Below are 18241 nucleotides of genomic sequence, written 5' to 3'. Positions count from 1 at the left end.
AAGTATATAGAGCGTCACGGTGACTTCAAATACTCATTGACAAAGAAGTCACCGTGACATAAATTCCAAAGAACGAGTCACCGTGACTTGTTTAAAGGAGTTGAAACGTGACAAAGCAGCCCCCCCCCAGCGCGACAGCAGATAAGTTTTTGATGCGCTTCAACCAAGACGGTCTTCGCAAAGAGCTGAAGGTGCGCGCAGCTCAAAATGAGCGAACTCTGAATGCAGAAATCCTCTACCTCATCAAGCGTGGTTTAGAAGGCGAGCAACCGAAAGAGGCCCAGCATGAAAAACAGGCCTGAAAAAGGAAACGCCCCGGAAGGTCGAAGCTCCGAGGCGTTGAGTGTCAAAAACCAAGCATTCAATCAAGGAATCAACATGTCAGATTCTAAAGCACTGACCGTAGCAGGTACAAGCGTTCACCAGATCAATGGCCTGTACTCCCTCACAGACTTGCATAAGGCTAGCGGAGCAGAAGCCAAGCATCGGCCCAACTACTTTCTCGACATTGATCAAACCCAGGGACTTATCGGTGAAATTTCAAAAGCCGGAATTCCGGCATTTGAAGCCAAGCGTGGCAACAACGGCGGTACCTATGCCTGCAAAGAGCTGGTCATCGCCTACGCAGCCTGGATCAGCGCGGCATTCCACCTCAAGGTGATTCGTGTATTCTTGGATGTAGTTCAGCCTCAATCTGAACCAGTTCAAATGCGCCTTGACTACGACCGCATTAGCCCCGCTCAAGCGCAAGACCTCAAAGAGATTGTGGCGGCCATCGTTCAAGCAGGCGTACAAACCTACGGCGAGACTTGGAAGCGTTTCCAGAACAAGTATCAAGTCAACAGCTACTTGGAGTTGCCCCTTGGAGTTGCCCGCCACCCAGCATCTGGAAGCGCGCCGGTATTTGATTGCCAAGTTACCCAAGGGCTACGCGGGCGATGTAGTCAGCGAGGCCGCCAAGCCCTCTGCCCTGCCCCGACTGCAACTGCGCCACTTGCCCCCAGCCGCAGGCACCTACCGTTTCGACCCCGCCAATCCATACCCAGCCACTGGCCGCACCATTGAAGTTACCAAATGCATCGTGGCTGACATTCGCATCTGGGGTGACTGCTTGCCGGGCACTGCGCGCCAAGACCTGTACGAGGCGACACAAGTGCTGGGCGACTTACTGGTCAGCGGCTGGACGGAGGTGGATGAAGCGCTGGGGCAAATGCACACTGCCATGCACATGCTCAACCGCTGGCAAGGCCGCGGCGGGCGCGCAGGCAATACGCGCTGAGTGCACTTAGGCGCGGGACTTACTCCCGCGCTGCGTAGTCCCTCATCTGCTGCCGGATCGCAGTGGGCGCGGTATCTGCAATCCGTGCCGTACGGTCCTTCCCCATCTGCCGCGCCCGCTTCCATATGTCTGGCATGTTGATGCGTATGGGCTGGTCGGGGTTTTGCGCATTCCACTGGGCCAAGCGTTCGCGCACCCGCACGACACCAGCCTCGTCTTTCTCAAACAAAGCTTTGCCCCACTGAGCGCGAATGTCGTTGCTGGTCTGCGTGTAAAAGCTCTTGGCGCGCTGCATGAAGCTGTTGCTCTCCTGCACCTCGGCCACGCTGCGCGGCTGAAAGCCGATGGCTTTCCACAGCGCTTCGTCCAAAGAGGTATCCACCACCTTGTAGCCCTTGGTGTCCTTATAGATCCCGCTGGCGGCCATGTCTGCACCCTTGGCCGCGTTGCGCACGGCATTGGGCATCACCTCCATGGCCCCCCGCCCAATGCTGGCTGCGTCACGGTTGATCACACCAGACACCACTGACTTGGCACCAGAAAAGCCGCGCGCCACCAGGTCACCGGCTGGGCCCATCATCTCCACCACATCGCGGGTGTTCGATTGCTTGGACAGCAGCAAGCCGGTACCGGGTATGAGGTTGCCCATGCCCAGGCGGCCCGACACATCAATGGGCGCGCCCGGCATGCCAGACAGGCCCGAATCCATGAACTCGGCCAGCTCGGCCCCCAGCACTTCGCGCATCAAGTCTTTGCGCCACTGCTTAGAGCTAAGGTTGTAGCCCATCATCTGGCCAACACCGTCCACCAAGTCCTCCACGTCTTCCACAAAAGGCATACCACCAGCGCCCCCCATAAGCATCAGCATCAACATGGCCCAGCCCACAGCACGGCGGCCGGCCGCACGCTCGGGGCTACCCGCCTCACCTGCGTTCCAGGTGCGCTGCATCAGCTCCAGAAAGCTGACCGAATACGTTTTAAAGGTGAACAAAGTGCCGCCCACAGCGCCACGTGCCCACTGGGGTTTGTTGGCTTTGGTGTACAGAAACTGCGTTTCGACCACCGCATCACGGGCAAACTGCGCAGGGCTGTCCATGCCGTTGTCCCGTGCCAGGCGGTAGGCCGCAATAAAGGTGCTGCGGCGGTTGAACTGCTCGGCAAGCGCAAAGGGCTGGCCCCATGCCACCTTGCCCTTCTCCCAAGCGTTGGATGCCGCGGCGCGCGCATCGCCCAGCTTGGTGCCGTCGCCGGTGCGCAGGCCACCAGCGCCACGGGCTTGGGCCATCAGCTGGTGGATTTCTTGTGGAGACACCACGCCATCGTCTTCGGCCATGCGCAAAGCGTGCGCCAGATCCGGCTCGTACTTGTTGCCACGCTTGGGACAAACAAGCGCGATCCGGGAAAGGCCTCGCAAAGTCCAACCCTGGGGCTGAATACGGGGGTGAGGCGCGGTGCCAAGAAAAGAAAAACCGCTGGGCGAAGACGGCCCACAACAACGGTCATGCCGGTTGGAATCCCGGCCTGGTCCTCGCAAGAGGGCCATGATTCCTGTGCAAGTGCAGAGACGGAGACCTTCGGGAGTTAGCCGTTCCACCTGGAGTTGGCAGCCAGGGCACAGGAATGATGGCAATCGTGACAGGGGTTTGCCTCCCTGCAAGGCGTGAAAGTCGACCCCCTCCCTCTTGTCAGAAAGCCGGGGCTCATACGGCGCCATCAACCTTTTTTCAGCCGGTTCGTGGGGGTCTCCTCCCTCCCTCCCTCTTCTTCTTCCCATGGCATGCCGAAAGGCGCCGGCTCTTTCTTCCTCACCCGCCCTGCACACGCACGGCGGGTTTTTTATTTCTGGAGCCCGCTATGTCTCGCTACACCGCCTTACTCAATAAAGCGCGAAGGCGCGCTCACCCAGCTTTTAGCGCCCCCGCCGAAACGCTGGAGCAGCGCGAGACAAAGCGCCGCCTCAAAGCCGAAGACGAAGGCAGTCTTTACCTGCCATCCAAAGCGTGGCTGCTGGAGCAGGCCGCGCGCCAAACCAGCCCTCAACCACCAGTTGCCAAATAAGGAGAACCCGATGCGATTCATCTTCAAAGTCAACGGTCGTGCCAGTGCCGACACCTTCGCCAGCAGAGACGCTGCATACGCCGCCGGCCTGCTTTGCGCAGGTGGTGTGATTGCCGGGGTCATCACTGCCGCTGCAGGAAGTCCAGCATGACTCCGCACCCTCAGCTGCAGCGCATGCCACGCTCTAAACCCCGCCTAAAGCCCACCACCAAGTGGGCTTTTTTGCTTCTGACAGCCCTGCTTTCCTTTATCGCCTGGAGTGTCCTGTGCGCCTGATGTTCCACGCCTTCTTGTGGCTCTTCGTTTCATCGATGGCCGCCGCCGCAGCTGCAGTGGTCACAAATATCTAAAGAGTAATGAATTTATGTTCTCAAATCTGATCATCTATCGCATTGCCCAGCAGTGGCAAGGTTCGCTGGAGCAATTAGAAGAGGCTCTGCAAAAGACACCTTTCATGCCTTGCGGAGCGACCCAAGAGCATGCAGAGGGCTGGATTCCTCCGCGCGGCGAAGAGCACGGCCTGTTGGCAGAAAGCGTCGGTGGCCAATGGATCCTGCGCTTCATGAGTGAATCCAAAATGCTGCCCGCTAGCGTGCTCAATCGCAAGGTGCAGGAGAAGGCTGACGCGATTGAAAAAGAGTTTGGCCGCAAGCCCGGCAAGAAAAAAAGCGCGACCTGAAAGACGAGGCCAAGCTCTATTTGCTGCCCATGGCATTCACCAAGCAAAGCAGCATGTGGGTGTGGATCGATCCGCAATCGAAGTTTCTGGTGTTGGATACCGGCGCGCAAAGCAAGGCTGACGAAGTGGTCACGTTGCTGGTAGAAGGCCTCAAAGGATTTGGCGTGTCCCTGCTGGACACACAAACCAGTGCCCAGGCAGCCATGGGCCATTGGCTGTTGACGCAGAAAGCACCCGTGGGCTTCAGCATTGACCGCGAGTGCGAACTGAAAGCAGCCGATGAATCCAAGTCCGTGGTCCGCTATGGCCGCCACCCTCTGGATATTGACGAGGTAAAGCAGCACGTAGAGCACGGAAAGCTGCCAACCAAGCTTGCTCTGACCTGGGATAACCGTGTGAGCTTCTTGCTCACGGACAACCTGCAGCTCAAGAAGCTGAACTTCACCGACACGGTGCTGGACCGGGCAGGTGATGAAGGCGGCTTTGACACAGATGTGGCCATTGCTACGGGCGAGCTTGCAAAGCTGATCCCTGACTTGATTGAAGCCTTGGGCGGCGAAGGCCGTACAGAAATTGGCCTGCCATCCCACAGCGCCACCACCTTGGCAGTTCGCGTGTCTCACGCAGGCACCGTGACTGGGTCAGCCAGCGCGCCAGACGACACAGCAACGCAGGACGCTCCGTCCTGATGCACATGACAGGCTTCTTCTATCTTTTGCTAATAAATATCCATTCAGCCTTGACGACAGGGATAGCTGAGCTATCCTTCAGAGGGGCCAAAAATTGGCGCCAAACTTTGGATTTCAGATGAGTATTGCAACTACGCACCGCACTAGCCTTCGCCTTTCGCTTGCTCAGCGCGAAGCGATTAGCTATCTCTGCCATAAAGATGGAGATAGCCTGGCAATGAACGCATGGATTGCCCAAGCGATTGACGAAAAAATTAATCGAGACTCGGGTAAGCAGAAAAAAACAATAGCACCCCACCCTCACTCCAGCAGCAACATTTTTTATGAGTTTTTCGCCGGTGGCGGAATGGCTCGCGAGGGGCTTGGCACAGATTGGAGTTGCGCCTTTGCCAATGATTTCGATGCAATGAAAGGACGCGTGTATCGTGACAACTGGGACGGAGGCAAAGAGCTTATTGTTGAAGATATCAACAAAATTACGAGCAAAAACCTGCCCGCGCAAGCCGACTTGGTCTGGGCTTCCTTTCCCTGCCAAGATGTCTCTTTAGCTGGTGACTACAAAGGAATTGGTAGAGCCAAGGACAAAACCCAAACCCGCTCCGGCACATTTTGGCCTTTTTGGCAACTAATGCGCGAGCTAATGAATGAAGGCCGTCCACCAAAGCTAATCGTCCTGGAGAATGTTTACGGAATTTTGACCTCACATCAGGGGGAGGACTTCGCTGCCATCGGCAACGTCTTTGCAGAAGCAGGCTATAGGTTTGGCGCAATGGTGATCGATGCTCGTCACTTCCTGCCTCAATCTCGTCCACGTGTTTTTATCGTAGGAGTTCATTCTGATATTGAGCTACCTAATGAACTACTTTCAGTATCGCCAGTAGAACCTTGGCATCCAGAAAGAATGGTGACTGCATTCAAAGGCCTGTCACAAAACGCTCAAAAACATTGGATCTGGTGGAACCTGCCTCTCCCAGAATTACGACAGAAAAAATTTACTGACCTTATTGAAGACCCCCCTGAAACGGTCAACTGGGACTCTCCCGAGAAAACGCAGAAGCTGCTGTCTATGATGAGTCCTACGAATCTACAAAAAGTGCAAGCTGCCAAACATGCAGGTATTCGCATAGTTGGTGGCATGTACAAACGCACTCGCGTTGACGAGACCGGAAAAAAAGTACAGCGCGCTGAAGTTCGCTTCGATGACATTGCTGGGTGCCTACGCACACCTGCCGGTGGTTCTAGCCGTCAAATAATAATTGTCGTAGAGGGAAAATCCGTTCGTACACGGCTGCTTTCCCCGCGTGAAGCGGCTCGACTTATGGGGCTACCGGACACTTACAAACTGCCAAGCAACTACAACGATGCCTATCATGTCGCTGGTGACGGCGTTGCAGTGCCAGCAGTAAGGCATCTTGCAAAATTCATTTTTGAACCTATCCTTCACACCTCAAAAAAAATTAAAGCTAAATGGAGGAAAGCGGCTTGATCATGAATTCTGAGGAATATCTCAAAACACAGCTTGAAGAATTTTCCACCAACAAAGGTGTCAACGGTAATAAGGGACCCATCGCTGCACTGTTGGTTATAAATCGCCAGGCACTGGACCGTCAGACATCAATGACTTTGACTTGGCCTCTAGATGCTGAGAATTGGAAAACTGGCAAGCAAGGGCAAGTTAAAGGCCTTGGGGGGCCTGCAACTCAAAGAGTCCTTGCTCGCTACGGTATAACGCGTGAGCTAGCTAGTGAAGGTGGACGCACAAGTCGTGGCAGCATCCAGCTCATGCTTGACTACATCTGCTTGCTTAATGAGTTATATGCAAATGGCGGTGAAATTGATTTAGAGGTATGCGAGAGATTTTGGGTCAGCAAAGCACAAGATTTTTTTGACCGCAAACCTTTTATTCTGAGCGTTGACTCAAGGTGGGGCACTCGACGTGCGATTCGCCACATAGTGCACCAAGCGCAAATCCGACAAAAAGAAAGCACTGGATCACAATTTGTTGGGACCCTTATGCAGCACATGGTTGGAGCCAAGCTTGAGGTATTGCAAGGCGAAGGAAAAATCGTTCACCATCATTCAAATCAAAACGATTCAGGGTCTAGTCGTAAAGGTGACTTTGATTGCGAGGACATGGTTTTCCACGTCACGAACATGCCTGGTGAGCCTTTGTTCAACAAATGCATCGACAATTTGACTGCTGGCTTAAAGCCGGTCGTTATTACGTCATCTAAAGGTGCATTAGTCCTTGAAGCCCTCATAGAAAATACCAAAGATGGAGCCTATGACGGTCGAATAGATATATTGGAGTTTGAGCAGTTTATTGCTTGCAATGTGATGGAATTAGGCAAGTTCACTGCAGCAGGAAGAAAAGACACACTCCATAAAATTATCGACATCTACAATCATCTCATTGATACCGTTGAGAAAGATCGTAGTTTGATGATTGAAATCGGAGACAGGTAACTGCTCACAAACTGAGGAAAAGTGGAAAGATAACGCTTTCCTCTCGATAAACCAAGCCACCTATGAGGTGGCTTTTTTGCTCCACTGCTTTACAGCATCGCTGCGCAAAACGCAGCTGTAAAAACATAAAACAGTCTTCAACTTAGATGGCAACTAACGCTTGCTACATAAGCGCTAGAACCACTTTTTACTAATAAACCGACGGCCCGCCCGGTGCAAACCACGCGGGCTTTTCTGCGTCTGGAATCATCATGCTGACACCTCAATTTGTCCTGCCAGTGCACAACGAGCTGGTGGTTGATCTGTTCGCCGGTGGCGGTGGCGCATCCACCGGTATGGAGCTGGCCATTGGCCGCCACGTTGACATTGCTGTCAACCACGACCGCGAAGCGATCAGTTTGCACACAGCCAACCATCCGCAGACGCGCCACTTTTGCAGCGATGTGTTTGAGGTGGACCCGCTGGATGTGACTGACGGCCAGCCCGTGGGCCTGCTGTGGGCCAGCCCCGACTGCAAACACTTCAGCAAGGCCAAGGGCGGCAAGCCCGTGAGCAAGAAGATTCGCGGACTGGCGTGGGTGGTGGTCGAGTGGGTTAAGGCACTCTTGCCAACTGACACACACTCCAAGCTCATCCTGTTGGAAAACGTCGAAGAGTTTCAGACGTGGGGCCCACTGGGTGCGGATGACCGCCCTTGCCCCGAACGCAAGGGCCAAACCTTTCAGCTGTGGGTGCAAGAGCTGCGTAACCTTGGCTACAAGGTGGAATGGAAAGAGCTGCGCGCCTGCGACTTTGGGGCGCCCACCATTCGCAAGCGCCTGTTCCTGGTGGCGCGGCGCGACGGTCTGCCGATTGTTTGGCCCAAGCCCACGCACGCTAAGCCCGATGCCAAGGGCAAAGTGCCAGCTGGCATGAAGCCATGGCGCACCGCGGCGGATTGCATCGACTGCAGCATTCCAGCACCGAGCATCTTTGAGCGCTCTAAGCCCTTGGCCGACGCCACCTGCCGGCGCATTGCCAAAGGCATCGTGCGCTTTGTGATGGAAGCGGAGAAGCCATTCATTGTTCCGGGTGTCGCGGCTACGCTGATTCAAACAGGCTACGGCGAACGCCCTGGGCAGTCACCACGGGTACCCGGGCTGGACAAACCACTGGGTACCGTGGTGGCCGGACAAAAGCATGCGGTTGTGCAAGCCTTTTTGGCCAAGCACTACACCGGAGTGGTGGGCACTGAGTTGGAGCAGCCTGCGGGGACCGTCACGACCGTGGATCACCACAGCCTAGTGACCGCGCACCTGACCAAGTTTCGCGTGGGCAGTGTGGGTACCGCCGTTGATGAACCCGTGCACACGGTGACGGCTGGCGGCACGCCCAAGCGACCCAGTACCGGCAACACCATGGGGCTTGTGACAACCAACCTCATACACATGGGCCACGGTGAAGGCAAGGACGGCACCAAGCGCTGGAGCCACGGCATCCGTGATGTGGTCGATCCGCTGAACACCATCACGGCGCAAGGTGCTGCGGCTGGGATTGTGACCAGCCACATGATCAAACTGCGCAACAACCAGTTTGGGCAATCGCATGAAGACCCGGTACCGACGCTCACCGCAGGTGGTGGCCACGCCGGTGAAGTGCGCGCCTTCTTGGTGAAGTACTACGGCAGCGACAAGGACGGTCAAGAGCTGCCCGACCCGCTGCACACCATCCCTGCCCGCGACCGCTTCCGCCTGGTGATGGTCCATGGTGAGCCCTACGCGATTGTTGATATTGGCCTGCGCATGCTTACACCACGTGAGCTGTTCCGGGCCCAAGGCTTTCCAGACAGCTATCAAATTGAAACCGGCGCGGCTGGTGAGTCGATCACCAAGACCGCCCAGGTGCGCATGTGTGGCAACAGCGTTTGCCCGCCACTGTCACACGCACTGGTTGCAGCCAACTACAGCGAACGGCAGGCACTGCGCCGCGCCGCTTAACTCAACACCAAGCCCCGCTAAGTCGGGGCTTTTTTAATGGAGTAAAAACATGAGCAATCTGTTTTTAAATTCCGAAGAGCTCGAGCTTCTCACTGGGCGCAAACGCAAATCACGTCAGATTGAGCTGCTGCGTTCAATGGGAATACCATTTCGTGTGAATGCTATCGGCCACCCCGTAGTTACACGTGGGGTGGTTGAGGGCCGGAAAGAGGATCCACCTGCCCCCGCAGCAAAGCGGTGGACACCAAAAGTTGTGGGGGTAAGCTGACATGGGTCGTAAACCGAGTCGATGGACCAACCTCCCCAAAGGGATGCGGGCCCGTGAGCGCGGGCAAAAGATCCATTACTACCTGGATACCGGTGGAAAGCCGCGCAAGGAAATTTCTCTCGGCTCGGATTACGTCGTTGCAGTTCAGAAATGGGCGGAGTTAACGACCGCTCAACGTGAAGCTGGAGCTCTTCACACCTTCGTTGATCTTGCGATTCAATACCGAGCCAAAGTGTTTCCAACCAAGGCCGTTCGCACACGCTCTGATAACGAAAAGGAACTGGATTGGCTTCTGAAGTTCTTTGGCGATCCCCCAGCACCTCTCGACAGCATTGAACCTGTGCACGTTCGTCAATACATGGATTGGCGTGCAGCTGAGGCTCGCAAGCTGGCTGAAGCAAAGAATACTGAGCGCAAGTTGGCTGGAAAACCTCTTGCGGCCATAGCTGAGAACCTTGGCCAAGTCCGAGCTAACAGAGAAAAGGCACTCTTTTCTCACATGTGGAATTTCGCACGTGAGCAAGGACTGACGAAATCGCCAAACCCTTGCGCGGGCATTCGCGGTTTCAAAGAGCAAGGCCGGGACGTCGTCATCAGCGATGAAGTGCTGGAGAGGATCTTTGCTCATGCATCGGAGCCACTGCAGTTCGCATTGCGCCTGGCTCACCTCACCGGGCAGCGTCCAGCAGATGTACTGCGCATGAGTGAGAGCCATATCAGCCAAGGGCTGCTGCACGTTCGCCAGGGCAAGACAGCTGCCAAACTTCGTATCGAAGTCAGTGGCGCACTTGCCGATCTACTCGCTGAAATTCAGGCGTACAAATCACGGTTCAAAGTCCGCGCTCTATCGCTGCTCGTGAATGAATCAGGACTGAGCTTGTCAAAGCACATGCTGCGCGACCGTTTTGATGCAGCCAGAGAAGCTGCAGGAATTCCAAAGGCGGAGTTTCAGTTCCGCGATCTGCGAGCCACTGCCGCGACCGCCCTTGATGAAGCCGTTGGAATCCGCGAAGCCCAGGCGCTGTTGGGGCATACCACTGAGGGGATGACAGCCCATTACATCCGGCACAAGATCGGGAAAAAGGTGAAGCTGCTCAGGTGAATTGCGGAACACCCCTGCGAATTGCGGAACAGCGGGGGTTACTCAGTGAGCCGGATTGCTTTAATATTGAGAGCAAGAAAAAGCCCCGTGTATTGCTACACGGGGCTGTAATCTTTGGTGGGCCCTGCGAGATTCGAACTCGCGACCAACGGATTAAAAGTCCGCTGCTCTACCGACTGAGCTAAAGGCCCTACCTGCCAATCAAACTATTCATCTGATCAGCGAATAAATCAATTGTAGCATCGCTTTTTTGGTGATTTTTCAAATTCGTGCTATTTTTTTAAGTTGCTCGCAATTTCCTCCAGGACCCAGCCTGCAGCGCATTGTCCAAATGTAGCAGTCACCGCAACCACTGACCCATAGCCACTGCAATTCAATGAACCGTCAGTCACTACTGCTTGGCATGAAGCACTGGGTTGCTGGACCGCCTCACGACTGAACACTGTCGTTACGCCTATTTTCTTGCCCTCTTTGGGAGCATTGAATTCTTTGCGCAAACGATAACGCAGTTGTGCCAGCAAAGGATCGTGCGTGACTTTGGAAAGATCATCGATCTCAACTTTGTGCGCCAGCCGCTTGCCCCCTGCCGCACCCACACTGACAAACATAGACTTACTGCGGCGCGCCCATTGCGCCATGGCAAGCTTGGCTTTGACCTGATCGCAAGCGTCGATCACGGCATCCACACCTGCTGGCAGAATTTTTGGCCAATTATCAGGTTCTACAAAATCTTCAATGCAGTGCACTGTGCACAGTGGATTGATTTGGGTAATGCGTTCGCGCATTGCTTCGACTTTGGCTTTACCCACCGTATCCGTCAGCGCATGAATCTGGCGATTGATGTTGGACTCTGCCACGTTGTCCAGATCAATCAAGGTCAACGTGCCCACACCACTGCGAGCCAGCGCCTCGACTGCCCATGAGCCGACGCCGCCCACACCAACTACCGCCACATGTGCTTGGCGAATTCGGGCCGCGCCATCGACACCGTAGAGGCGCTCCAGCCCACCAAATCGGCGCTGAAGATCAGCGTCTGCAAAAAAACCATCGCCGGCTAAGCCGGCGATGGTGTTGCTTGTTATCTCAGATGAACTCATCACTTCAAACGCTGAAGACGTTCCTTTGCTGTTGAAGCAGCTTCAGAGGCAGGATAGTCTTTGACCAAGTCTTGCAGTGTCTTTACCGCACCCTTGGTGTCTTTCAATTCCAGCTGGCAATTCGCAATGGACAAGGCTGCATCTGCAGCACGGGCATGCTGAGGTGCTGCTTTGAGCATGGATCGGAAGTTGGCAATGGCTTCTTTGTAATCACGCCCTGCGTATTGCGTGTTACCCAACCAAAACCTTGCAGATGGCAGGTAGCCGCTACTTGGATAGGTATTGACAAAGCTTGCAAAGGTTTTGCGTGCCTCTGCGAACTCGCCTGCGCGAAACTTCTCCAACGCAGCGTCAAAATCACGCTTTTCCGCAGGGTCGGCAGTGAACTCCAGACCATCCAGTTGGACACGGACAGGTTCAAACTTACGCAGCCGGTCATCCACACCAGCGGCCAAATCTTTTTGACGGCGCTGGATTTCGGAGACTTCCCGCTCAAGCTGCTCCTTAGCACCATTGAGCTGAGCCATTTCGCGGCGCATGGATTCAATTTGCGACTGCAAATCCAGCATCCCCCGACGCATTTGTGCGGCTTCCTCAGCACTGCTATCAAAGCGCTGACGCAATTCCAAGATGGCACGACGCGCTTCCGCATCTTCCAAAAAAGCGTATGCAGGATGAACAAATGCCGTGCACAGGCCAATCACAGCCAGTGCACGAACATTCATCCGCAAAAATCCATTGCGAATGCTCATGCTTTAACGGTAAGAAAGTTCAGCGCGACGATTCTGCGAGTAGGCAGCTTCGTTGTTGCCAGATACCGCAGGCTTTTCTTCACCGAAGCTCACTGCTTCAACCTGGTTGTCGCTAACACCCAGCAAGTTGAGCGAGCGGCGCACTGCTTCAGCACGCTTTTGGCCCAATGCCAAGTTGTATTCACGGCCACCGCGCTCGTCGGTGTGACCTTCAACAGTCACTTTGCGCGAAGGGTCAGCCTTGATAAAGCGTGCATTCGCATCAACCAGGCCTTGAGCATCCGGCTTCACAATGAAGCTGTCGAAGTCAAAGTACACCACACGGCCAACGCCGCGAGGGCCGCCGTCAGCATCGATTTGGGAACCGGTCAAGTCCACGCCTGCCACACCGCTGGCTGCGCCAGAAGTGTTGGCACCGCCGTTGGCACCAGCAGCGGCGTTTTCATCCAACTTCACGCCGGAAGAGCAGCCAGCCAACAAGGCAGCTACAGACAATGCGATAGAAACTCGCTTAAACGTAATCATCAAAAATTCTCCTTGCCTAGGTATGCTAGGTCACTAATAGAACGCAAGCCATTCACAAAGGTTTACGTAAATTCAATATTTTTGATAAGGACCCCAGTCAGGTTCACGAATTTCACCGCCCTGCCCAGCCAATCGCGCTTTGATCTTGCCATCCAAAGTGGTTGTCATCAATGCTTCACGGCCCCCTTGCTTGGTCGCGTAAACGATTAGACGGCTGTTGGGCGCAAAGCTTGGGCTTTCATCATCAGAAGTGTCGGTGACGGAAGTGGCATTACCCGACTCCAGCTCCATGACGAACAGCTTAAATGCACCACCTACGCGTGATATGTAGGCCAACCACCGGCCATCAGGGCTGACGGTAGGCGAAATGTTGTAGTTTCCGGAGAAGGTCACGCGCTGCGCGGACCCGCCCGTGGCTGCCACTTTGTAAATTTGTGGCGAGCCGCCACGATCACTGACAAAGTAAACGGTTTTACCATCGGCAGAGAAGGCGGGTTCTGTGTCGATACCGTTGCTTTGTGTCAGCCGTGTGGGCTGTCCGCCATGCGAGCTGATGCGATAAAGCTGCGAAAGTCCATCACGCGTCAGCGTTACTGCCAAAGTCGCACCATCTGGAGCCCAAGCTGGTGCGCTGTTAGATCCGCGGAAGTTGGCCACCAGACGACGGCGACCACTGGCTACATCGTGCACGTAGACCACGGGCTTGCGTGCTTCAAATGACACATATGCCAGCTCGCCGCCGTTGGGCGACCATGCCGGAGAAATGATGGGTTCGCTGCTCGACAGCGCAGACTGGGCATTTTCACCATCCGCATCTGCCACCCACAGCACATAGCGTTTGCCAGCTTTGGTTACGTATGCAATGCGTGTCGAGAAGATGCCGCGTTCACCGGTGAGTTTTTCGTAAACGAAATCAGCGATACGGTGAGCAACCAAGCGAAGATCAGCCTGCGTGACTGCAAAACCCTGTCCACCCAGATCCTGACCTTTGACAACATCCCACAAACGGAATCGCACGTCAAAACGGCCATCTGCCAAACGTGTCACGCTTCCGGTAACGAGTGCATCAGCGGCACGCTGGCGCCACTGGGCCATCTCAGGGCGCGAAGTTTCATCCAGTGCCACGCCTGCTGCATCAACATTGCGAAATTGACCGCTGCGCTCCAAATCGGCACGGATGATTTGGGAAATCTTCTGGGGAGCACCCTCTTCGCCACGGAATGCGGGCAAAGCGATCGGAAGCTGGGTGAGGCCAACGCCGGTTACTTCCACGCGGAACTGCGCCAGAGCAGGTAACGCTGACGTTGCAGCCACTGCGGCAAGCAGGGTTCGACGCGATGTGAGCGGTACGACCGCTCGGAGAGGGGATGTGAGAATTTGAGGTTCAGTATTCATGCGCAGCCATCATGTACCGGATCAGGCTCCCGGGACTTCCTATGATGTTACACACAGTTCAAGGCATGTGATCACATTGTTGCTGTGTCAATGTGTATAGCGAGGCTGCAGAGCGGGCACGTAGAATCACTTTCCACATGCAGACCCCAGAAAAAAATCACCATTTGATGACAAACGCCCCCTCTGACTTGTCACTCAAGCAGCGTTTGCTGCGCGTAGCGCCCTACTTTGGCAACCAGAAGCTGGCGTGGACTGTTGCCATTGTGGCAACGCTGCTTGGCGCTGCCACCGAGCCCATGATTCCGGCCCTGTTAAAGCCCCTGCTAGACAGTGGTTTTTCTGAGGGAACGCTGAATCTGTGGATGGTGCCCATAGCCATCATTGGGGTTTTTTTACTGCGGGGTGTTGCGCAGTTTCTGGCCCAGTACGCACTGTCGCAAATTGCCAATGACGCCATGCTGCGCTTGCGGGAGGTGCTGTTTCGCCGGGTACAGAACACCGACATGCGGCTGTTTCAGTCGCAAACTGCCAGCTCTCTGTCCAACACTGTGGTGTATGAAGTGCAAACGGGCGCCAACCAGCTGGTCAGCGCCTTCATCACGCTATCGCGCGATGGCTTCACACTGCTGGCCTTGCTGGGTTACCTGCTGTACCTCAACTGGCAGCTGACGTTGATTGTGGGTGTGGTGGTTCCAGGCGTTGCATGGATCATGCGCACCCTGTCCAAGCGGCTGTACCGCATTACCAAAAACAGCCAGAACTCGACCGATTCGCTGGCCTACGTGGTGGAAGAAAACTTTTTGGCCCACCGCATGGTGCGACTGCACGGGGCACAGGCTGAACAAGAGCGCCGTTTTCAAGCCATCAGCCGCAAGCTGCGCGGCCTGGCCATCAAGTCTACGATTGCCTCGTCTGCCATGACACCGCTGACACAGCTGTTTGCCGCTTTTGCGCTGTCAGCGGTGATCTGCATCGCGCTGTGGCAAAGCCGGGCCAATCCTTCAGGGGATATTACGGTGGGCAGTTTTGTGGCGTTCATCAGCGCCATGCTGATGCTGATTGCCCCCATGCGCCGCCTGGCCAACGTGGCCAACCCCATCACACGCGGTGTTGCGGCGCTGGAGCGCGGACTGAGCCTGCTGGACCACACCCTGCCTGAATCTAGCGGCACACAGCGCCCCAATCACGTGCAGGGTGCGATTGAATTGCGCAATGTAGGAGTCTCTTTTGGGGATGACAAAGCGCCTGCGTTGCAGGACGTCAGCTTGCAAGTACACCCTGGGGAGGTGGTTGCACTGGTGGGTCCTTCGGGCGCAGGCAAAACCACACTGGTCAATTTGCTGCCCCGTTTTCTGAACCCGACTTCGGGTGAGATACGCATGGACGGCGTGCCCCTGCAAGACTGGGATCTGCACTACCTGCGCAGCCAATTTGCCATGGTCAGCCAGGACGTGGTCATGTTTAACGACACCGTTGCTGCCAACGTTGCACTGGGTGGCGAGATGGATGAAGCGCGCGTCTGGGCCAGCCTGGAGGCTGCGAATCTGGCCGAACATGTGCGCCTGATGCCACAAGGCATTCACACTGAGGTTGGCCACAACGCCGCGCAGCTGTCTGGTGGCCAGCGCCAGCGGCTGGCGATTGCGCGCGCCTTGTACAAGAATGCCCCGGTCTTGATTTTGGACGAGGCAACATCCGCGCTGGATACCGAGTCAGAACGGCTGGTGCAACAAGCGCTGCAGACCTTGATGCAAGGCCGGACCACTCTGGTGATTGCTCACCGCCTGTCCACCATTGAGCATGCCGACCGCGTGGTGGTCATGCAGCGTGGCCGCATCGCCGAGCAAGGCACGCACGCTGAGCTGCTGGTCCTGAACGGCCTGTACGCACGCCTGCAAGCGCACAGTGGCGGCCACTGATCTAAATAATAAATGAGCAGCCAACGCTTTCACAGCAACACTTTGCGTATTAAATGTATTTGAAGTGATTACTGGGTAAGCGTTAGCCGCTCTTTTTATTGATTTATCAATTACCAGGAGGCCTTGCTTCTGCGCGTTGCCTGGTAAGCCGTGTCCAGCAGCTTGACCATAAATTCCCGCTCGGAGCGGCGGGCAAAATCAACCGCCGTCAGATTCAGCTCATTGCGCAGCTGCACATCAGCCCCCGCATCCAGCAGCAGCTTGACCATCTTTTCCGAGCCATATTGGGCAGCCAGCATTAGCGGCGTGCTTTTGTTGGGCGATTCGGCGTCGATATACGCGTGTTGATCCAGCAGCAGCTGCGCAATGGCCACGCTGTGCTCTGTATCTGAACTGGCCACGTAGTGCAGCGGCGTCCAGCCCGGGTGATTGATGCGTGCACCCAGCGCCAGCAACTGCTTGACCACATCAATGTGCCCCTTGATGCAGGCATGCATCAAAGCTGTCTCACCCGACGCGCTGGCATCATTGATACGTATGCCTGGGGCCTTGATCAACTCCTGAGCCACGCGCAAAGACTCTAGCTGCATGGCCTTGACCAGCCCTGGCCGGCCGCGCTCATCCACGGTATTGGGGTCCATGCCCTGTTGCAGCAGCTTGCGCATGCGCACGAAATCATCGCGCGTAATGGCGGTCTGAAAGTCGGTGAACGCATCGGCACGCGCTACCAGCGCGGAGCCAGTTAGCGCACATGCACTGAAAGATTGCAACAAGGTACGCCGCTTCATCCCGTCACCACGCCTTTAAACAGTTGGTCAAAATTATGGCTGGTGATGTCCGCCACCTCCTGCTCCGACAGGCCGCGCACCTGCGCCACCTGCCTGGCTACAAACGGCACGTATGCGGGGCTGTTGGTTTTGCCGCGATAGGGCATGGGCGCCAGATAAGGACTGTCCGTCTCGATCAGGAGGCGGTCAGCAGGCACAAAGGCGGCTACATCGCGTAAATATTGCGCACTCTTGAACGTCACAATGCCCGAAAACGAGATGTAAAAACCCAGATCCAGCGCCTGCTTGGCCACCTCCAGGCTTTCGGTAAAGCAGTGAAAGACACCGCCTGCGCTGCCTGCAGAGCCGTCTTCACCCTCTTCCTTGAGGATGCGGATGGTGTCTTCCTGCGCCGCACGGGTGTGAATGACCAGCGGCTTGCCGCACTGTTGTGCAGCGCGGATATGGGTGCGAAAGCGTTCACGCTGCCACTGCATGTCGGCAATCGTGCGGCCGCCCTTGCGCTCTTGCATCCCGTAGTAGTCCAAGCCCGTCTCGCCAATACCCACCACGCGGGGCAAGGCGGCACGCTCGACCAAATCTTGCACGCTGGGTTCGGTCATGTGCTCGGTATCAGGGTGCACTCCCACTGTGCACCACAAGTTGTCATACGCCATGGCCAGGGCATGCACCTCAGGAAACTCTTCCATGGTGCAAGAAATACACAGCGCCCGTGTGACTTGTGCCTCGGCCATGGCGGCCTGAATAGCCGGCAGATTGGCGGACAGTTCTGGAAAGTTCAGGTGGCAGTGTGAATCGGTAAACATCAGTGATCGATCGTACAAAAAACAATGCCGGCTCAGGAGCACCCCAAGCCGGCATGGCAAGAAAAAACGCTGTTGGCCTACAGGGTCTGCGTGGGCCTGTCCGAAGCAATGGCAGTGCCCAAAATCTGTTCAATCTTGGCTTTCAGCTGCACAGATTTTTCATCTTTGGGAAAACACACCCCAATGCCCTGCGTGCGATTGCCCCCGGCACCGGCCGGTGTGACCCAGCCTACCTTGCCTGCAATAGGGTAGCGCTGAGTGTCTTCAGGCAGCGTCAACAGCACGTAGACATCGTCGCCCAGGCGAAAGTCTCGTGGGGTTGCAACGAAAATACCGCCATCCGCAAACAAGGGAATGTAGGCCGCATACAAAGCCCCTTTTTCTTTCAGGGCCAGTTGCAACACACTGGGGCGAGGGGGTGGGGTCTGCATGCTCATCAACT

18 protein-coding genes, 1 tRNA gene and 2 pseudogenes are annotated in these 18241 nt (G+C 55.7%); 12 read left to right on the top strand and 9 right to left on the bottom strand.

All coding sequences use genetic code 11. The features are described from left to right. Positions 1 to 107 precede the first annotated feature (107 nt). The 3 genes and pseudogenes from IB213_RS09715 to IB213_RS18080 all read left to right on the top strand — a co-directional run bounded on the left by IB213_RS09715 (position 108) and on the right by IB213_RS18080 (position 1279). Positions 108 to 302 (top strand): Arc family DNA-binding protein, encoded by a 195-nt coding sequence (locus tag IB213_RS09715; protein ID WP_370551205.1) that lies wholly within the window; start codon positions 108 to 110, stop codon positions 300 to 302. Further along, a pseudogene (locus IB213_RS18390) lies at positions 286 to 669 on the top strand (KilA-N domain-containing protein); the annotation flags it as partial. The gene IB213_RS09715 and the pseudogene IB213_RS18390, both read left to right, overlap by 17 nt. Before the next feature lie 193 nt (positions 670 to 862). Continuing rightward, positions 863 to 1279, top strand: coding sequence for a hypothetical protein (locus tag IB213_RS18080; protein WP_225561131.1), 417 nt, complete (start codon positions 863 to 865; stop codon positions 1277 to 1279). 19 nt (positions 1280 to 1298) lie between these two features. Here IB213_RS18080 and IB213_RS09700 read toward each other — a convergent pair whose 3' ends face one another. Then, positions 1299 to 2822, bottom strand: a complete 1524-nt coding sequence (locus IB213_RS09700; protein ID WP_225561062.1) for a PLxRFG domain-containing protein — start codon at positions 2820 to 2822, stop codon at positions 1299 to 1301. 311 nt (positions 2823 to 3133) lie between these two features. On the opposite strand from IB213_RS09700, the gene IB213_RS09695 reads away from it, so the two are divergent. From IB213_RS09695 to IB213_RS09660, 8 genes and pseudogenes are all read left to right on the top strand, one after another. After that, positions 3134 to 3337 (top strand): hypothetical protein, encoded by a 204-nt coding sequence (locus IB213_RS09695; RefSeq protein ID WP_191724805.1) that lies wholly within the window; start codon positions 3134 to 3136, stop codon positions 3335 to 3337. 10 nt (positions 3338 to 3347) lie between these two features. Continuing rightward, positions 3348 to 3488, top strand: coding sequence for a hypothetical protein (locus IB213_RS09690; protein WP_192406132.1), 141 nt, complete (start codon positions 3348 to 3350; stop codon positions 3486 to 3488). 213 nt (positions 3489 to 3701) lie between these two features. After that, positions 3702 to 4705 (top strand): annotated as a pseudogene (locus IB213_RS09685) (recombination-associated protein RdgC). A 217-nt stretch (positions 4706 to 4922) separates the two neighbouring features. Then, positions 4923 to 6191, top strand: a complete 1269-nt coding sequence (locus IB213_RS09680) for a DNA cytosine methyltransferase (RefSeq protein ID WP_192406131.1) — start codon at positions 4923 to 4925, stop codon at positions 6189 to 6191. A gap of 2 nt (positions 6192 to 6193) precedes the next feature. Beyond that, complete coding sequence (locus tag IB213_RS09675) at positions 6194 to 7171, top strand: DUF4928 family protein (RefSeq protein WP_192406130.1); 978 nt, start codon at positions 6194 to 6196, stop codon at positions 7169 to 7171. A gap of 251 nt (positions 7172 to 7422) precedes the next feature. Then, positions 7423 to 9147: a DNA cytosine methyltransferase gene (locus IB213_RS09670; protein ID WP_192406129.1), complete on the top strand. Its 1725-nt coding sequence runs from the start codon at positions 7423 to 7425 to the stop codon at positions 9145 to 9147. A 49-nt stretch (positions 9148 to 9196) separates the two neighbouring features. After that, complete coding sequence (locus IB213_RS09665) at positions 9197 to 9415, top strand: DUF4224 domain-containing protein (protein ID WP_192406128.1); 219 nt, start codon at positions 9197 to 9199, stop codon at positions 9413 to 9415. Between the two features lies 1 nt (position 9416). Then, positions 9417 to 10517 (top strand): tyrosine-type recombinase/integrase, encoded by a 1101-nt coding sequence (locus IB213_RS09660; RefSeq protein ID WP_192406127.1) that lies wholly within the window; start codon positions 9417 to 9419, stop codon positions 10515 to 10517. 115 nt (positions 10518 to 10632) lie between these two features. Here the strand turns inward: IB213_RS09660 and IB213_RS09655 are convergent. The 5 genes from IB213_RS09655 to tolB all read right to left on the bottom strand — a co-directional run bounded on the left by IB213_RS09655 (position 10633) and on the right by tolB (position 14286). Then, positions 10633 to 10708, bottom strand: a tRNA-Lys gene (locus tag IB213_RS09655). An 81-nt stretch (positions 10709 to 10789) separates the two neighbouring features. Further along, the gene (locus IB213_RS09650; protein WP_192406126.1) at positions 10790 to 11614 is read right to left on the bottom strand and encodes a ThiF family adenylyltransferase; all 825 of its coding nucleotides are present in this window, start codon (positions 11612 to 11614) and stop codon (positions 10790 to 10792) included. Further along, positions 11614 to 12366 (bottom strand): tol-pal system protein YbgF, encoded by a 753-nt coding sequence (ybgF, locus tag IB213_RS09645; protein WP_192406125.1) that lies wholly within the window; start codon positions 12364 to 12366, stop codon positions 11614 to 11616. Before ybgF ends, IB213_RS09650 begins: the two co-directional genes overlap by 1 nt. A 3-nt stretch (positions 12367 to 12369) precedes the next feature. Then, complete coding sequence (gene pal, locus IB213_RS09640) at positions 12370 to 12891, bottom strand: peptidoglycan-associated lipoprotein Pal (RefSeq protein ID WP_191723894.1); 522 nt, start codon at positions 12889 to 12891, stop codon at positions 12370 to 12372. 72 nt (positions 12892 to 12963) lie between these two features. After that, positions 12964 to 14286, bottom strand: a complete 1323-nt coding sequence (gene tolB / locus IB213_RS09635; RefSeq protein WP_192406124.1) for a Tol-Pal system beta propeller repeat protein TolB — start codon at positions 14284 to 14286, stop codon at positions 12964 to 12966. A gap of 167 nt (positions 14287 to 14453) precedes the next feature. Between tolB and msbA the strand changes: the two genes are divergently transcribed. Further along, complete coding sequence (gene msbA, locus IB213_RS09630) at positions 14454 to 16205, top strand: lipid A export permease/ATP-binding protein MsbA (protein ID WP_225561061.1); 1752 nt, start codon at positions 14454 to 14456, stop codon at positions 16203 to 16205. A gap of 110 nt (positions 16206 to 16315) precedes the next feature. Here the strand turns inward: msbA and IB213_RS09625 are convergent, their stop codons facing one another. From IB213_RS09625 to IB213_RS09615, 3 genes are all read right to left on the bottom strand, one after another. Next, a complete protein-coding gene (locus IB213_RS09625) occupies positions 16316 to 16993 on the bottom strand; it encodes an ankyrin repeat domain-containing protein (protein ID WP_192406122.1) in 678 nt (225 codons plus the stop codon). Beyond that, a complete protein-coding gene (locus IB213_RS09620) occupies positions 16990 to 17799 on the bottom strand; it encodes a TatD family hydrolase (RefSeq protein ID WP_192406121.1) in 810 nt (269 codons plus the stop codon). The genes IB213_RS09625 and IB213_RS09620 overlap by 4 nt, the downstream gene beginning before the upstream one ends. A gap of 77 nt (positions 17800 to 17876) precedes the next feature. Further along, positions 17877 to 18230 carry a PilZ domain-containing protein gene (locus IB213_RS09615; RefSeq protein ID WP_191723889.1) on the bottom strand — a complete coding sequence of 118 codons (354 nt, stop codon included), beginning with the start codon at positions 18228 to 18230 and terminating at the stop codon, positions 17877 to 17879. Positions 18231 to 18241 lie beyond the last annotated feature (11 nt).

It is taken from the genome of Comamonas sp. CMM02 (assembly GCF_014851485.1).
Taxonomy (GTDB): Bacteria; Pseudomonadota; Gammaproteobacteria; order Burkholderiales; family Burkholderiaceae_C; genus Comamonas; species Comamonas avium.
This window is presented reverse-complemented; position numbering and strand designations above follow the sequence as displayed.

Excerpts from the sequence above, each read along its gene's own strand:
- IB213_RS09700 (WP_225561062.1), bottom strand. The coding sequence starts at position 2,822 with ATGGCCCTCTTGCGAGGACCAGGCCGGGATTCCAACCGGCATGACCGT.
- IB213_RS09695 (WP_191724805.1), top strand. The coding sequence starts at position 3,134 with ATGTCTCGCTACACCGCCTTACTCAATAAAGCGCGAAGGCGCGCTCAC.
- IB213_RS09690 (WP_192406132.1), top strand. The coding sequence starts at position 3,348 with ATGCGATTCATCTTCAAAGTCAACGGTCGTGCCAGTGCCGACACCTTC.
- IB213_RS09680 (WP_192406131.1), top strand. The coding sequence starts at position 4,923 with ATGAACGCATGGATTGCCCAAGCGATTGACGAAAAAATTAATCGAGAC.
- IB213_RS09675 (WP_192406130.1), top strand. The coding sequence starts at position 6,194 with ATGAATTCTGAGGAATATCTCAAAACACAGCTTGAAGAATTTTCCACC.
- IB213_RS09670 (WP_192406129.1), top strand. The coding sequence starts at position 7,423 with ATGCTGACACCTCAATTTGTCCTGCCAGTGCACAACGAGCTGGTGGTT.
- IB213_RS09665 (WP_192406128.1), top strand. The coding sequence starts at position 9,197 with ATGAGCAATCTGTTTTTAAATTCCGAAGAGCTCGAGCTTCTCACTGGG.
- IB213_RS09660 (WP_192406127.1), top strand. The coding sequence starts at position 9,417 with ATGGGTCGTAAACCGAGTCGATGGACCAACCTCCCCAAAGGGATGCGG.
- IB213_RS09650 (WP_192406126.1), bottom strand. The coding sequence starts at position 11,614 with ATGAGTTCATCTGAGATAACAAGCAACACCATCGCCGGCTTAGCCGGC.
- ybgF (WP_192406125.1), bottom strand. The coding sequence starts at position 12,366 with ATGAGCATTCGCAATGGATTTTTGCGGATGAATGTTCGTGCACTGGCT.
- pal (WP_191723894.1), bottom strand. The coding sequence starts at position 12,891 with ATGATTACGTTTAAGCGAGTTTCTATCGCATTGTCTGTAGCTGCCTTG.
- tolB (WP_192406124.1), bottom strand. The coding sequence starts at position 14,286 with ATGAATACTGAACCTCAAATTCTCACATCCCCTCTCCGAGCGGTCGTA.
- msbA (WP_225561061.1), top strand. The coding sequence starts at position 14,454 with ATGACAAACGCCCCCTCTGACTTGTCACTCAAGCAGCGTTTGCTGCGC.
- IB213_RS09625 (WP_192406122.1), bottom strand. The coding sequence starts at position 16,993 with ATGAAGCGGCGTACCTTGTTGCAATCTTTCAGTGCATGTGCGCTAACT.
- IB213_RS09620 (WP_192406121.1), bottom strand. The coding sequence starts at position 17,799 with ATGTTTACCGATTCACACTGCCACCTGAACTTTCCAGAACTGTCCGCC.
- IB213_RS09615 (WP_191723889.1), bottom strand. The coding sequence starts at position 18,230 with ATGCAGACCCCACCCCCTCGCCCCAGTGTGTTGCAACTGGCCCTGAAA.